The organism is Streptococcus sanguinis, from assembly GCF_020729765.1.
Taxonomy (GTDB): Bacteria; Bacillota; Bacilli; order Lactobacillales; family Streptococcaceae; genus Streptococcus; species Streptococcus sanguinis_Q.
On the sequence record NZ_JAJEPD010000069.1, the window covers coordinates 62,615 to 77,227 of the forward strand.

Below are 14,613 nucleotides of genomic sequence, written 5' to 3' on the forward strand. Positions count from 1 at the left end.
TGCATTAGCTACTCATGTTTTGACTGCTAAAAGACAGTAAAAGCGAAGCAAATTCTTTGTTTTGTTCCAGAATTGTGTTAAAATATTTCATTATCAAGAAAAGGAAGTAATAATGGTGGTTACAACTTATCTTCTGACAATTGGTTGGTATGAGGAATTCCTCAAGTTCATTCCAGATGGTAAATTATTTAGTTTAAGGGCTGTTTTTGAGGCTATTCCCGGCATTTTGCAAAATTTGCCAATCACCCTTCTTTTGACAGCGGGTGGTGCAGTCTTTGGTATTCTGCTTGCCATGGTTTTTGCTATCGTCAAGATTAATCGAGTCAAAGTCCTGTATCCGATTCAGGCTTTCTTTGTCAGTTTTCTGAGAGGAACGCCGCTGCTGGTCCAGCTCATGCTGACCTATTTTGGGATTCCTTTATTGCTCAAGGCTATCAATCAAAAGTATGGCACAAGTTTTAATATCAATGATATTCCAGCGTCTGTCTTTGCGATTGTTGCTTTTGCTTTCAACGAAGCGGCTTATGCCAGTGAGACCATCCGGGCAGCAATCTTGTCCGTAGATCCGGGAGAAATCGAGGCTGCTCGCAGCTTAGGAATGACCAACAAGCAGGTTTATATGCGTGTCATTATCCCCAATGCAGCAGTAGTAGCGACGCCTAGTCTGATTAATTCCCTGATTGGTTTGACTAAGGGGACTTCTCTGGCCTTTAGTGCCGGTGTAGTGGAAATTTTTGCCAAGGCGCAGGCTATCGCGGGGGCAGACTACCGTTACTTTGAGCGTTTTATCTCGGTGTCGCTGATTTATTGGGCGGTCAATATTCTCATTGAGCAGCTTGGCCGCTGGATCGAAAAGATGATGGATATCAAGCAGCCGGATAAATTTGAATCGCTTCAGCAAGCAGAAGGAGAAGGAATCTGATGATTAATATTTCACATTTAAGTAAGACTTTTTCAGGTCAAAAGGTTCTGGATGATCTCAGTTTGGACATTAAAAAAGGCGAAGTGGTAGCTTTGATTGGCTCTTCAGGTGCTGGGAAATCAACCTTCCTCCGCAGCCTCAACTATCTGGAACAGCCAGACAGCGGAAAAATTACTATTGACGGCTTTAAAGTAGATTTTTCAAGTATTTCCAAAGATGAGATCTTGTTGCTGCGCCGCAAGCTAGCCATGGTCTTTCAGCAGTTTAATCTCTTTTCCCGCCGGACGGCTCTGGAAAATGTCAAGGAAGGTCTGCTGGTAGTTAAGAAACTGTCAGACCAAGAAGCGACTAAGATAGCCAAGGAAGAATTAGCAAAAGTTGGCTTGTCAGACCGAGAAAATCACTATCCTAGACATTTGTCAGGCGGTCAGAAGCAGCGGGTTGCCTTAGCAAGGGCTTTGGCTATGAATCCAGATGTTCTTTTGCTAGACGAGCCGACCTCAGCCTTGGATCCCGAGTTGGTCGGAGAAGTAGAGAAATCAATCGCTGATGCAGCCAAGTCTGGCCAGACCATGATTCTGGTCAGTCATGATATGTCCTTTGTCGCTCAGGTTGCGGATAGAGTACTCTTTTTGGACAAGGGGAAAATCATAGAGTCTGGGACACCAGATGAAATTATTCATCATCCAAAGGAAGAAAGAACCAAGGAATTTTTTGCTAGTTACAAACGGACCTATATTTGATATAATAGAGACAGTGAAGGCTCAGTTGGCTAGACCAGCTGAGTTTGTTTTCAGTCTTAGCATACTCTGGAGCAGACTTTCTTGTCTAGTGGGTGTTTTATGGTGACGGCTAGATTTGGATTTGTTCCCTTTCTTTGTACTATGAGGCTGATTGACCTTTGAGGAGTTGACATGTTAGATCAAATATTTGCACTTTATATCGAGAGCCTGCTTTATACAGCAGTCGGTGTAGGGATCATTGCGGGTTTATGGATTGGGCTGCGGATGATTCGCCGCAAGGACAAGACAGCTAAGGAGCGCCAGAGCCATCTGTATGATGTCCTTTTGATTGTCATTATGACGATTCCAGTCCTGTCTTTTGCGACGTTGGGCCTGCTCATTGTCCTAAAAGCTTAAATGCTTGTAAAACTGTAGAAAAGTTGTTAGAATAATTCTAGTTACAACAAGGAGAAAGAAAAGTTATGTACGATACAATTATTATTGGAGCTGGGCCTGCCGGCATGACAGCTGCCCTCTATGCAGCCCGCAGTAACCTAAAAGTTGCCCTGCTGGAGCGTGGTATTCCTGGTGGTCAGATGAACAATACTGCTGACATTGAAAACTATCCAGGCTATGCTAATATCAGCGGTCCTGAGCTAGCAGAGAAAATGTTTGAACCTCTTGAGAATCTGGGGGTTGAACATCTATTTGGCCTAGTAGAGAAAATTGAAGACCGAGGTGATTTCAAGGAAATCATCACAGAGGATGAGCGTTTTGAAACTAAAACAGTTATCATTGCTTCTGGTGCCAATCATCGTCATCTGGGTGTTCCTGGTGAGGAAGACTACAACAGTCGCGGGGTTTCCTACTGTGCGGTCTGTGATGGTGCCTTCTTCCGTGATGAAGACCTACTGGTTGTCGGTGGTGGCGACTCGGCGGTAGAGGAAGCTATTTTCCTGACGCGCTTTGCAAAAAGTGTGACCATTGTTCACCGTCGCGATGAGCTGCGAGCACAAAAAGTGCTGCAGGATCGTGCCTTTGCCAACGAAAAGATTCGCTTTGTCTGGGATTCTGTGGTGGAAAGTATCCATGGTGATGAGCGTAAAGTGACTGGCGTAACCTTCAAGAATGTCAAGACAGGTAAGCTTGGTCAGGCAGAGTTTGGCGGCATCTTTATCTATGTCGGTCTAGATCCGGTTAGTGAATTTGCTGCGGACTTGGGTATCACTGATGAGGCTGGCTGGATCCTGACGGACCATCAGATGAAAACGTCAGTAGCAGGCATTTACGCTGTTGGTGATGTTCGCCAGAAAGACCTGCGCCAGATTACGACGGCTGTTGGCGATGGTGCCATTGCCAGTCAGGAAGTCTACAAATATCTTACAGAGCAAGCATAAAAATATAAGCTAAGCAAGTATGTCTATTCAAGTGAGTTGACAGGATTTGCTTAGCTTTTTTGGAATTATGATATAATAAAAGGTATCTAGCATAAAGGAGCAAGAAGATGTACCCAGATGATAGTTTAACGCTGCACACTGATTTGTACCAAATCAACATGATGCAGGTTTATTTCAAGCAAAATATTCACAACAAGCATGCAGTTTTTGAAGTTTTTTTTCGTAAGAATCCTTTTAATAACGGCTACGCAGTCTTTGCGGGCTTGGAAAGAATTATTTCCTATCTCAATAATCTGACATTCAGCCAGAGCGATTTAGATTATTTGCAATCCTTGGGCTATCACGGAGAGTTTCTGGATTATTTGCGGAATCTCAAGATGAGCCTGACCGTAAGGTCTGTTCAGGAAGGCGATTTGGTTTTTGCCAATGAACCAATCGTGCAGGTGGAAGGTCCTCTAGCTCAGTGTCAGCTGGTTGAGACTGCCCTGCTCAATATCGTTAATTTTCAGACCCTGATTGCCACCAAGGCAGCTCGTATCCGCTCTGTTATTGAGAATGAGCCTCTGATGGAGTTCGGTACGCGCCGGGCCCAGGAAATGGATGCTGCTATATGGGGGACTAGGGCAGCGGTGATTGGTGGAGCTAACGGAACCAGTAATGTCCGAGCTGGCAAGCTCTTTGATATTCCAGTCTTGGGAACGCATGCTCATGCTCTCGTTCAAGTCTATGGAAATGATTATGAGGCCTTTAAAGCTTATGCTGAGACTCATCATAACTGTGTTTTCCTAGTAGATACCTACGATACATTGCGCCTAGGTGTTCCGGCAGCCATTCGGGTGGCGCGTGAGCTAGGAGACAAGATTAAGTTTCTGGGTGTCCGCATCGATTCGGGAGACCTTGCCTATATTTCTAAGAAAGTTCGGCAGCAATTAGATGAAGCTGGCTTCCCTGACGCTAAGATTTATGCGTCCAATGATCTGGATGAAAATACCATTCTCAACTTGAAAATGCAAAAGGCTAAGATTGATGTCTGGGGCGTGGGGACCAAGCTCATTACAGCCTATGACCAGCCGGCTTTAGGAGCAGTTTATAAGATTGTTGCTATTGAAGATGAGACTGGAGAATTGCGCAATACCATCAAGCTGTCCAATAATGCCGAAAAAGTTTCTACCCCAGGCAAGAAGCAGGTTTGGCGCATTACCAGCCGCGAAAAAGGGAAGTCTGAGGGTGACTACATTACCTATGATGGCATTGATGTCAATGGCTTGGAAGAGCTGGAAATGTTCCATCCAACCTATACCTACATTAATAAGACAATTAAGGATTTTGATGCTGTACCGCTTTTGGTGGAGATTTTCCAAGAAGGGAATTTGGTCTATAATCAGCCGAGCCTTACCGAAATTCAAGCCTATGCCCGTAAGGAATTTGATAAACTTTGGGACGAGTACAAACGAGTTCTCAATCCACAGGATTATCCAGTTGACCTGGCTAGAGATATTTGGCAGGATAAGATGGATTTGATTGACCAGATGCGTAAGAAAGCCTACCAGACAGGAGCAGAAAAATGAGCCTACAAGAAGAAATTATCGCTCAACTGGGCGTCAAACCAGTGATTGACCCAGAGGAAGAAATCCGCAAGTCGGTCGACTTTCTCAAGGCTTATCTAAGAAAGCATCCTTATTTGAAAAGCTATGTTCTGGGAATTTCTGGCGGTCAGGATTCAACCTTGGCTGGCCGCTTAGCTCAGCTGGCTGTAGAGGAAATGCGGGCTGAAACTAGAGATGATAGCTATCGCTTTATCGCAGTTCGTTTGCCTTACGGTGTTCAAGCCGATGAAGATGATGCGCAAAAGGCTCTGGCTTTTATCCAGCCTGATGTCAGTCTGACAGTCAATATCAAGGAATCTGCTGATGCTATGACAAAGGCTGTGGAGGCAACGGGTGTCAAAGTCTCTGATTTTAACAAGGGCAATATCAAGGCCCGCAGCCGTATGATTGCTCAGTATGCTTTGGCTGGTTCGTACAGCGCGGCTGTCATTGGGACCGATCACGCAGCAGAAAATGTCACGGCCTTTTTCACCAAGTTTGGGGATGGCGGAGCAGATATCTTACCGCTTTACCGTCTCAATAAGCGTCAAGGCAAGCAGCTTTTGGCCACCTTAGGAGCGGAACCGGCCCTTTATGAAAAGGTGCCGACAGCTGACTTGGAAGAAGAAAAACCTGGAATTGCTGATGAAGTCGCTCTGGGCGTGACCTACAATGAAATTGACGACTACCTCGAAGGCAAGTCTGTTTCAGCCCAAGCTCAAGAAACTATCGAATCTTGGTGGTATAAAGGTCAGCACAAACGGCATTTGCCAATTACAATTTTTGACGAATTTTGGAAGTGAAAATCTCTATCGAATCTTTTTAGTCTGAGCCAAGAAATGAGGAAGCTATGAAAAAGATAGGTACACAGTTCATTGAAACCAAACATCTTTTGCTAAGACCTTTTCTGGAATCGGATGCTCAAGCTATGTATGACAACTGGGCTTCTCGTCCGGATAATTTGTTGCACGTGACCTGGGATGCTCACGAGAGTCCTGAAGTCACCCGACAGTCTATTGCTCGCTGGATTGAGAATTATCAAAACATGGATTTTTACAAGTGGGCCATCTGCCTGAAAGAAAATCCAGAACATGTGCTTGGTGATATTAGTGTGGTGGACATGAATGAGACAGTCAATGCTTGCGAGGTCGGTTATATTTTAAGTAAAGACTATTGGGGGCAGGAGCTGATGACAGAAGCTTTGAAAGCTGTTTTAATCTATCTCTTGCAAGACGCAGGATTCAATCGTGTCACAGCAAAATTTGTAACAGCCAATCCAGCTTCGGGGCGTGTTATGGCTAAAGCTGGAATGAGCTACGAAGGTACCTTCCGTCAGGCTGTATTTCATAAAGGACAAGTCAAAGATTTTTCCGTCTATGGAATCCTAAGATCCGATTTAGAAAAAGGCTAGGACTCTTTTGTCCAGCCTTTTTACTTGCGCTCCTTTTTTAAAGTTCTATAATAGATGTATAATGACAAGGAGGATTCTATGCATTCGTTAGAACAAGATTTTACAGATAAGCTGTATGCTGCTTATGAGGCCAATCCCAAATTTGCGGCAATGGAAAATGCCATCAGCCATAATGGTCTTTTGACTTCCTTAGAGAAGCGAAGCGCTGCCGTGGAAAACACACCTGTCTTTTCGCTGGACCTCACTAAGGACAAGGTTAGCGACCAGAAAGCTTCTGGACGCTGTTGGATGTTTGCAGCTCTTAATACCTTCCGCCACAAGATGATTGCTGGTTTCCAACTGGAGGATTTTGAGCTATCTCAAGCCCATACCTTCTTTTGGGATAAATATGAAAAATCCAACTGGTTCTTAGAGCAGGTGATTGCGACGGCTGACCAAGAATTGACTAGCCGTAAGGTCAAGTTTCTCTTAGATACGCCTCAGCAGGATGGTGGTCAATGGGATATGGTCGTGGCGCTTTTTGAGAAATACGGCGTCGTGCCTAAGTCAGTCTATCCAGAGTCAATTTCTTCCAGCAACAGCCGTGAACTCAATCAGATTCTCAATAAACTCCTGCGCCAGGATGCACAGATTTTGCGAGAATTAAGAGCGGAAGGGGCAGAATCGTCAGAACTTCAGGCCAAGAAAGAAGAACTTCTTCAGGAAGTCTTTAACTTCCTAGCTATGAATTTAGGCTTGCCGCCTCGCCAGTTTGACTTTTCTTATCGAGATAAGGACAATCATTTCCACAGTGAGAGCGGCTTGACACCTCTGACTTTCTATCAAAAATATGTCGATCTTAAGCTAGATGACTATGTCTCTATCATCAATGCGCCGACTGCAGACAAGCCTTATGGTAGGTCCTATACAGTTGAGATGCTGGGCAATGTCGTTGGCAGCAAGCCAGTCCGTTATTTGAATGTTGAAATGGATCGACTAAAAGAGCTGGCTATTGCGCAAATGCAGGCTGGTGAGACCGTTTGGTTTGGCTCGGATGTAGGTCAGTCTAGCAATCGCAAGGCAGGTGTTATGGCAGAAGGGATACACGATTTCACTGCTAGCATGGATATTCGACTAACTCAGGACAAGGCAGGTCGCTTGGACTATAGCGAAAGCCTCATGACCCACGCCATGGTCTTGACAGGAGTGGACTTGGATGAAAATGGCAAGGCTAAGAAATGGAAGGTCGAAAACTCCTGGGGTGAAAAGGTTGGTAACAAGGGCTATTTCGTAGCTAGTGACGCTTGGATGGACGAGTATACCTATCAAATCGTCGTCCGAAAGGAGTTTCTGACAGCTGCAGAATTAGCTGCTTATGAAGCAGAGCCACTTGTCCTAGCTCCGTGGGATCCTATGGGGGCTTTGGCAAAGTAAGCTTTGATGAGAGAATAAGAAAAGAGTAAGAATTTTTCATTCTTACTCTTTTAGTTTGTATATAATCTTCGTCACTCTAGTCATCTCCACCGTTACCGGAAGAGGAGTCATTGTGGTTAGAAGAGCTATTGTTTGAATCGCCAGAATGCTCACTGGAAGCTGATGTGTCAGAGCTGGCTTCTGTACTGTAACTGCTATAGCTAGAATAGTTATAGTACTGCTGGTTATTGTAGTAACGGTTGTAGCCAGTACCACTATTGAGATAGACATAAGAGCCACTGCGGTAGAGACCATCTGGCATTTCCCAATCTTCTGAAGCAGAGCCGTCTTGAGCTAGGTAAAGCATCATTTCACGGTAGACATCTGTCGCAACCTTAACTCCGTCATCAAGGATTGGTGTCAGACGGTTAGAGTAGCCAGTCCAAACAGCCATTGAATACTTAGGCGTGTAACCAACGAAGAGCTCGTCTGGTGTGACAATGCTAGAGTAGTAGTAAGGCTTGGTCAGCTTAGCTAATTCATCATCAGCATAGTTGGAGGTTCCGGTCTTACCGGCCTGATAAACCCCAGAAATAGCAGCGTTTGTACCTGTACCAGACTGCAAGACTGTTTTCATCATATCGGTCATCATGTAGGCTGTCGTTTCCTTCATAGCCTTGGAACCGTTGTTGGAGAAGGTCTTCTCCGTTCCGTCACTGAAGACGACACGATTGACATACTGAGGTTTGTAGTAAGTGCCACCATTGGCAAAAGCAGCATAGGCAGCAGCCATTTTTTCACTGCTGGCTCCGTATTCGTTGCCAGATTTGCTGGTATTACTTGAAAAGGCATTAACATAGAACATTTCAGGATAGTTAATCCCAATACGATTTAGGAACTTGAGAGACTCATCCAGACCAACGGCTTCCAGCGTTTTCACGGCAGGAACGTTCCGGGATTCCTGAATTGCGTATTGAATCGTCATTCCGCCATAATATTTCTTATCCCAGTTGTAGACTGGTGTGCTGGAATACGGGAAGTTATATGGAGCATCCGTGATAGGCGCAGCAGTTGAGGTATAGACTTCATTTTCCAGAGCTGGAGCATAATCGGTGATTGGCTTCATTGTTGAACCGAAGTCACGGTTGGTTTCAACAGCTTGGTTGGTACCAAAGGATACGTTGGTAGACTGGTTACGAGAACCAAGTTGGGCAATGACTTTACCAGTTTGCACATCCATAACAGTAGACGCAACCTGCATTTCGTCATCTGGATAAGCTACATAGTCTCCTGTGTTGTAAATATCCCAGAGTTTCTTTTGGGCATCAGTGTTGACATTTGTATAGACTTCCATACCAGTTGTCAGGACATTGTAGCCAGTCTCTTCTTCTACTTGTTCAATTACTTCCTTAAGATAATTGTCCATGTAAGCAGGATAGCTAGTGGAAGCTTTCAGACTTTGAAGTCCGTCGGTTACAGGGGTATTCTTGGCTTGCTCATACTGTTCATCTGTGATGTACTTGAGATCATGCATCTCACGAAGTACCAGATTACGGCGGTTGGTCGCAGCCTCTGGATGGGTGTAAGGGTCGTATTGGTTAGGTGCCTGAGGCATACCTGCCAGCAGAGCTGTTTGGTGTAAGCTCAAGTCTTTTAGGTCCTTGCCATAGTAGCTTCGGGCTGCTGTCTGCATACCGTAGTTACTGTTAGACATGTAGACTTTGTTGACATAATAGGTCAAGATTTGCTGCTTGGTTGCTTTCCTCTCAAGCTGAGCAGCCAACCAAGCTTCTTGAATTTTACGTGAAAGGGTCGCGTCCGAGGAAGAAGTTGAGAAATAGGACAGCTTAATCAACTGCTGGGTCAGAGTTGATCCCCCTTGGCGACCTCCGCGGATGTTGCTAACAAGGGCACCTGCAATCCGAATAAAGTCTACCCCGCGGTGATTGAAGAAGCGATGGTCTTCAATGGCGACAATAGCGTTGACCAAATCCGTAGGTATTTCACTTGTTTCAGCATTGACCCGCTTTTCAGCGCCTAGGTCAGCAATCAAATTGTTATTGCTGTCAAAAATCTTACTGGATGTGGTCGCGATGAGGTCTTTTTCAGAAAGCTTAGGAGCCTTGACCGCATAGTAGGTAAATACCAAACAGCCGATCACGAATCCAATCATAAGCAGGGTTATAAGTGCACTTGCAAGATATTTTAAAGCCTGCATAAGAGTTTGTTTATTCATTTATAATACCACCTAGTAGTTTTTGTTCGATAATTTCAAGATAAGGGATGCTGGGAAGCTGCTGCATTTCAATCGGATAACCATGCTCTTGAATGTAGGTTAAGGGCATGGACTTCCCTCCCTTGTCAATCTTGTAAAACTCAATTAAATAAGAAGCGGGAAGTAGGTAAGTCTCCCTTAAGCTGGAAAAATGCAGTAAGACAAAACAGATGCCCTTTTGCTCAAGGACTGCCTCCATATGCTCAATCTGATGCGAATGAAAATTTTTCATGGGCATCGATTTTTTCTGTCGGGTTTCCTTGGCTTCAAAGTCAATATAATGGCCCTTGTAGACACCAGAATAGTCTGTTGTGGAAGCTTGCCGAAAGTAAGCCTCTACAATCTTGGCTCGGCTACGGTGCGGATAATCAACCTTGACAATCTGAATGGGGGTAGGCTTTTTATGGATTACAGCGAGTCCTCTGCTTAGATAGTAGCTGTTGGATTCGTTGATCATCTTTTCAAAAGACATCCCACGATTGGCAAAGTTAATCATGCCGGGAACTGGCCTGTTGATACTGCTTTTTGCCTTTAGCTTATGCGGATAGTTGACCATAAAACTCCTTATTGGTACAATAGCATCACTCTATTATACCACAAAAAACTTTTTTAAGGGAGAATAAATGACCAGTCTATTAATAACAGGCTACAAAGCCTTTGAAATCGGCATTTCGACGGAAAAAGATATGAGAATAAACATCATAAAAGAAGCCGCTAAGAGGGACTTAATCCGTTTTTTGGAAGATGGAGTAGATTGGCTGGTTTTTATGGGCAATCTGGGCTTCGAGTCTTGGGTTTTGGATCTAGCTAATGAATTGAAAAAAGACTATGAATTTCAGACGGCAACCATCTTTCTCTTTGAGAATCAAGGTGAAAATTGGAACGAAGCCAATCAGGCAAAATTAGCTGCTTTTAAACAAACCGATTTTGTTAAGTATGCTTATCCGACCTACCAAAATCCAAGTCAGTTTCGTGATTACAATCAATTCGTCATTCAAAATACAGATGGTGCCTACCTCTTTTACGATGAAGAACAGGAGACAAAATTGAAATATCTTTACCAAGAAATGAAAAAACAAGAACAATATTTTATCAAAAAATTAACATTTGATGACCTGAATGAAGTGGCTGAAAATTTTTCGGGAAATTAGATGATAAATCTTGATTTTTATTAGGCATTTTGTTTATAATTGAATATGATAAACTAGATTGGAGAGAGAAGATGGCAAGTATTATTTTTACAGCAAAAGATATTTTTGATCAGGATTTTAAACGCGAAGTACGCGGCTATAGTAAGTCCGAAGTGGATGAGTTTTTGGATGATATTATCAAGGATTATGAGACTTATGCAGCCTTGGTAAAGGAGCTGCGTGAGGAAAATCGCCGTCTCAAGGAAGAGTTAGCTGCGAAGCCAGTTGAAAAAGCACCAGTTCAGCCGGCGCAGCCTGTCCAATCAACACAAGCGACTCAGTCAACTGCAGAAAGCTTCCCTCAGATGACTTCTGCGACTAACTTTGATATCTTGAAACGCTTGAACCGCCTCGAAAAGGAAGTATTCGGGAAACAAATTCTGGATCGTGAATAATGGTTCTTTTAGAACAGTGCAATTTTTGGATAATCGCGTGGAAATTTTAGATTTTCATGAGGAAAGTCCATGCTAGCACTGGCTGTGATGCCGGTAGTGTTTGTGCTAGGCGAAGAAATAAGCCTAGGGACGGATTTTTCCGTTACGGCGACTGAAAGGGCTAAGTCTTTGGATATGTCTGATTAGGTCTGAAAGTGCCACAGTGACGTAGTTCTTCTGGAAACAGAAGAAGTGGAACGCGGTAAACCCCTCAAGCTAGCAACCCAAACTTTGGTCGGGGCATGGAGTGCGTGGAAGCGAACATAGCACTCTGACTGGAAACAGTAGACAGATGATTATCGAAGGAAATGGTACCTAGTCATTTCCGGAACAAAACATGGCTTACAGAAAATTGCATATAGGCTGAGGCTGGGACGTCAAGTCCTGTCCTCTTTAAATTTTATAATAGAATAGCAAGAGAGTGGCTGAGCGCTCTATTCTCTGCCAAGTTCAACTAGCTGTTGCTTCATTTGTCTTATGGATATTTCAAGTGCTGAGCTAGCTGATAAATGGCAGTGAAACCTTCTCAGCCCAAAATTTAAAAAGGGAGAGTGAGGAAAATCGGTGTGACGAAATCACGATTTTTGTCTCACCCCCTTTGTTTGTATAGATTGGAATCCATTTAAAAAGCCAATATGAAAGAAAAATTTAATTTAATTGCGACCGCAGCTGCAGGACTAGAAGCTGTCGTCGGCCGCGAAATCAGAGAGCTAGGATTTGATTGTCAGGTCGAAAATGGCCGGGTTCGCTTCGAGGGTGATGTGAGTACGATTATTCAAACCAATCTCTGGCTGCGCGCGGCCGATCGGATTAAGATTGTAGTTGGCAGTTTTCCAGCCAAGACTTTCGAAGCGCTCTTTCAGGGAGTTTTTGCTCTGGATTGGGAGAATTATCTACCGCTGGGAGTTAAATTTCCTATTTCCAAGGCCAAATGTGTCAAGTCAAAACTTCACAATGAGCCTAGTGTTCAGGCTATTTCTAAAAAGGCAGTTGTCAAGAAGCTGCAGAAGCATTATGCACGTCCGGAAGGGGTGCCCCTGCAGGAAAATGGAGCTGAGTTTAAGATAGAGGTTTCTATTCTAAAAGATGTAGCGACGGTCATGATTGATACGACAGGCTCCAGCCTCTTCAAACGTGGTTATCGGGCTGATAAAGGCGGTGCACCGATCAAGGAAAATATGGCAGCGGCCATTTTACTTCTGTCCAATTGGTATCCAGATAAGCCTTTGATTGATCCGACTTGCGGCTCTGGTACTTTTTGTATCGAGGCTGCTATGATCGGCATGAAGATGGCGCCGGGACTCCATCGTTCCTTTGCCTTTGAAGACTGGAATTGGGTGGATAAAGACCTGGTAGCACAGGCTCGCTCAACTGCACTCAGTCAGATTGATCAGACCATCCAGCTGGATATTTCTGGATCGGATATCGATGGTCGCATGGTAGAGCTAGCTCGAAAAAACGCTGAGCAAGCAGGAGTAGCAGAGCAGATTCGCTTTAAGCAGATGCGTTTGCAGGATTTGCATACAGATAAGATCAATGGTGTGATTATTTCTAATCCGCCATACGGGGAGCGCCTCCTAGACGATGAGGCTGTGACTCGTCTTTATCAGGATATGGGAGAAACCTTTGCTCCGCTCAAAACCTGGAGCAAGTTTATCCTGACTAGCGATGAAGCTTTTGAAAGCAAATACGGCAGTCAAGCCGATAAAAAACGCAAACTTTATAATGGTACTTTAAAAGTTGATTTATATCAGTATTTTGGCCAACGGGTCAAACGTCAGTTAGATTAGAAAGGATTTGCCGTGACGAAAGAAGAAAACTACTCACCGGAAGAAGAAAAGAAAGAGTCGGTCCTTGATTTTGAAGAGGCCAAGGAAATGACAGTCGGTCAAGCTACTCGTAAAAAAGAGGAGCTGGAAGCCGGTGTGAATGAAAGCGACAATGTGCTGGATAAGTACATCAAGCAGCACCGTCAGGAAATCGAAGCTGGAAAATTTGAAACCCAGAAAATCAGAAAGCTGCAGGAGCAGGAAGCGGCTCAAGCTGAGCAAGCCTCTTCTGATTTGACCGAATTCATCAAAGAAAGACGGCAAGAGGTTGAAAGTGAACAGGAGACTCCAACAGCTCAGTCGATAGGCACTGAGACAGCAAGTGAGCCAGAAGCAGCTCCAAACCCCTTAGGTTCTCGCAGTCAACGCTTAGAGCAGGAAGATGCGGTTCCTGCTGCTCCCGTTCAAAAGACATCTTACGGTCCTATTCCGGAACCGCTTGATGAGAAGGAATTACAGGTTCCTAAGACGCCTTTCTACAAGAAAAAAGCTTTCCTTTATCCAGTCTTAGGACTTTTAGGGATTGCTGTAGCGGGCACAGGGCTTTACTTTGCTCTGGGGCATAATTGGGGTCATAAGACCGTTACAAGCTCCAGCTCTTCAACATCGCAGTCCAGTAAAAAGAGCTCGTCTTCCTCTAGCTCTGATAATACTGCCAAGGATTTGAAGTCCTTTAATGATGAGTATGCTGCATTTTTCACAGATAGCAATCAGACAGCTGTCAAAAACAGTAAATTTGGCGACTTGGAAAAATTAAAAACCTTACTTGAAAAGCTAAAAGGCAGCAAAGACTATGATGCAGCCAAGAGCAAGTATGATTCCTTAGTCAAGCAGATTTCGGCTATTCAAAGTGTCAATTCGCAGTTTGATGGTGGAGTGATCACTGACGGTGTCTTGAACAAGGAAGCCAAGGCTAATACAAATGCGACCTTCTCAGATGTATCAAGTGGCAATGCTAAGCTAGATGAAGTTCTAAAGGCAGCGATTGCCCAAGGACGTAGCCAACAGGTACCAACACCAGCTCCTGCTACTGAACAGGGAGGTACAGGTGCAGGTACAAGTGGCGGTTCAAGTGCATCTGGTTCAGGGGCTTCCAGCTCTTACTCTGGCTATGGTCTTCCTAGCAACGGAGTAAATCTGCAGAGAGACCTCAGTCGTGTCCCTTATAACCAAGCAGCTATTGATGATGTTAACAATCCAGCTTGGACTTTCAATCCTGGCGTTCTAGAGAAGATTTTGCAAACTTCCCGTGAACGTGGCTATATTTCTGGTGATAACTATATCCTGGAACGCGTCAATATTATTAAAGGAAACGGCTACTATAACCTCTTCAAGCCAGACGGTACCTACCTCTTCAGTATCAACTGTAAGACAGGCTACTTCGTCGGAAATGGACCAGGTCATGCTGACTCACTTGATTTCTAGTTTGTTGATGGATTTCATTATACATGCACA

The 14,613-nt window shown here is 44.3% G+C and carries 14 protein-coding genes and 1 other RNA gene; 13 read left to right on the forward strand and 2 right to left on the reverse strand.

Annotated elements, in window-relative coordinates; all coding sequences use genetic code 11:
* The first annotated feature begins 112 nt into the window (after positions 1–112).
* From K4H96_RS09615 to pepC, 8 genes are all read left to right on the forward strand, one after another.
* Positions 113–922: an amino acid ABC transporter permease gene (locus tag K4H96_RS09615; RefSeq protein WP_002911288.1), complete on the forward strand. Its 810-nt coding sequence runs from the start codon at positions 113–115 to the stop codon at positions 920–922.
* Entirely contained in the window at positions 922–1,665 is a 744-nt protein-coding gene (locus tag K4H96_RS09620; RefSeq protein ID WP_002911290.1) for an amino acid ABC transporter ATP-binding protein, read from the forward strand. The genes K4H96_RS09615 and K4H96_RS09620 overlap by 1 nt, the downstream gene beginning before the upstream one ends.
* Before the next feature lie 171 nt (positions 1,666–1,836).
* The gene (locus K4H96_RS09625; protein WP_002893522.1) at positions 1,837–2,061 is read left to right on the forward strand and encodes a DUF4059 family protein; all 225 of its coding nucleotides are present in this window, start codon (positions 1,837–1,839) and stop codon (positions 2,059–2,061) included.
* Between the two features lie 65 nt (positions 2,062–2,126).
* Positions 2,127–3,041 (forward strand): thioredoxin-disulfide reductase, encoded by a 915-nt coding sequence (trxB, locus tag K4H96_RS09630; protein ID WP_002911292.1) that lies wholly within the window; start codon positions 2,127–2,129, stop codon positions 3,039–3,041.
* 107 nt (positions 3,042–3,148) lie between these two features.
* On the forward strand, positions 3,149–4,609 hold the full coding sequence (locus tag K4H96_RS09635) for a nicotinate phosphoribosyltransferase (RefSeq protein WP_002911293.1): 1,461 nt from the start codon (positions 3,149–3,151) through the stop codon (positions 4,607–4,609).
* A complete protein-coding gene (gene nadE, locus K4H96_RS09640) occupies positions 4,606–5,430 on the forward strand; it encodes an ammonia-dependent NAD(+) synthetase (protein WP_002911294.1) in 825 nt (274 codons plus the stop codon). Before K4H96_RS09635 ends, nadE begins: the two co-directional genes overlap by 4 nt.
* Positions 5,431–5,477: 47 nt before the next feature.
* Positions 5,478–6,038 (forward strand): GNAT family N-acetyltransferase, encoded by a 561-nt coding sequence (locus tag K4H96_RS09645; protein WP_223338036.1) that lies wholly within the window; start codon positions 5,478–5,480, stop codon positions 6,036–6,038.
* Positions 6,039–6,116: 78 nt separating this feature from the next.
* The gene (gene pepC, locus K4H96_RS09650) at positions 6,117–7,451 is read left to right on the forward strand and encodes an aminopeptidase C (RefSeq protein WP_223338037.1); all 1,335 of its coding nucleotides are present in this window, start codon (positions 6,117–6,119) and stop codon (positions 7,449–7,451) included.
* Between the two features lie 76 nt (positions 7,452–7,527).
* Here pepC and pbp1a read toward each other — a convergent pair whose 3' ends face one another.
* Positions 7,528–9,666, reverse strand: coding sequence for a penicillin-binding protein PBP1A (gene pbp1a, locus K4H96_RS09655; protein ID WP_002911297.1), 2,139 nt, complete (start codon positions 9,664–9,666; stop codon positions 7,528–7,530).
* A complete protein-coding gene (gene recU / locus K4H96_RS09660; protein WP_002911298.1) occupies positions 9,659–10,261 on the reverse strand; it encodes a Holliday junction resolvase RecU in 603 nt (200 codons plus the stop codon). The genes pbp1a and recU overlap by 8 nt, the downstream gene beginning before the upstream one ends.
* A gap of 67 nt (positions 10,262–10,328) precedes the next feature.
* Here recU and K4H96_RS09665 point away from each other — a divergent pair, with 67 nt between their 5' ends.
* The 5 genes from K4H96_RS09665 to K4H96_RS09685 all read left to right on the forward strand — a co-directional run bounded on the left by K4H96_RS09665 (position 10,329) and on the right by K4H96_RS09685 (position 14,583).
* Positions 10,329–10,856, forward strand: coding sequence for a DUF1273 domain-containing protein (locus K4H96_RS09665; protein ID WP_002896955.1), 528 nt, complete (start codon positions 10,329–10,331; stop codon positions 10,854–10,856).
* 71 nt (positions 10,857–10,927) lie between these two features.
* Entirely contained in the window at positions 10,928–11,290 is a 363-nt protein-coding gene (gene gpsB / locus K4H96_RS09670; protein WP_050540595.1) for a cell division regulator GpsB, read from the forward strand.
* 21 nt (positions 11,291–11,311) lie between these two features.
* Positions 11,312–11,679, forward strand: an RNA gene (rnpB, locus tag K4H96_RS09675) — RNase P RNA component class B.
* A gap of 285 nt (positions 11,680–11,964) precedes the next feature.
* Complete coding sequence (locus tag K4H96_RS09680) at positions 11,965–13,119, forward strand: THUMP domain-containing class I SAM-dependent RNA methyltransferase (RefSeq protein WP_002911300.1); 1,155 nt, start codon at positions 11,965–11,967, stop codon at positions 13,117–13,119.
* A gap of 12 nt (positions 13,120–13,131) precedes the next feature.
* The gene (locus K4H96_RS09685; protein WP_002911301.1) at positions 13,132–14,583 is read left to right on the forward strand and encodes a cell division site-positioning protein MapZ family protein; all 1,452 of its coding nucleotides are present in this window, start codon (positions 13,132–13,134) and stop codon (positions 14,581–14,583) included.
* Positions 14,584–14,613 lie beyond the last annotated feature (30 nt).

Coding starts and splice junctions, on each gene's coding strand:
- K4H96_RS09615 (WP_002911288.1), top strand. CDS start 113: ATGGTGGTTACAACTTATCTTCTGACAATTGGTTGGTATGAGGAATTC.
- K4H96_RS09620 (WP_002911290.1), top strand. CDS start 922: ATGATTAATATTTCACATTTAAGTAAGACTTTTTCAGGTCAAAAGGTT.
- K4H96_RS09625 (WP_002893522.1), top strand. CDS start 1,837: ATGTTAGATCAAATATTTGCACTTTATATCGAGAGCCTGCTTTATACA.
- trxB (WP_002911292.1), top strand. CDS start 2,127: ATGTACGATACAATTATTATTGGAGCTGGGCCTGCCGGCATGACAGCT.
- K4H96_RS09635 (WP_002911293.1), top strand. CDS start 3,149: ATGTACCCAGATGATAGTTTAACGCTGCACACTGATTTGTACCAAATC.
- nadE (WP_002911294.1), top strand. CDS start 4,606: ATGAGCCTACAAGAAGAAATTATCGCTCAACTGGGCGTCAAACCAGTG.
- K4H96_RS09645 (WP_223338036.1), top strand. CDS start 5,478: ATGAAAAAGATAGGTACACAGTTCATTGAAACCAAACATCTTTTGCTA.
- pepC (WP_223338037.1), top strand. CDS start 6,117: ATGCATTCGTTAGAACAAGATTTTACAGATAAGCTGTATGCTGCTTAT.
- pbp1a (WP_002911297.1), bottom strand. CDS start 9,666: ATGAATAAACAAACTCTTATGCAGGCTTTAAAATATCTTGCAAGTGCA.
- recU (WP_002911298.1), bottom strand. CDS start 10,261: ATGGTCAACTATCCGCATAAGCTAAAGGCAAAAAGCAGTATCAACAGG.
- K4H96_RS09665 (WP_002896955.1), top strand. CDS start 10,329: ATGACCAGTCTATTAATAACAGGCTACAAAGCCTTTGAAATCGGCATT.
- gpsB (WP_050540595.1), top strand. CDS start 10,928: ATGGCAAGTATTATTTTTACAGCAAAAGATATTTTTGATCAGGATTTT.
- K4H96_RS09680 (WP_002911300.1), top strand. CDS start 11,965: ATGAAAGAAAAATTTAATTTAATTGCGACCGCAGCTGCAGGACTAGAA.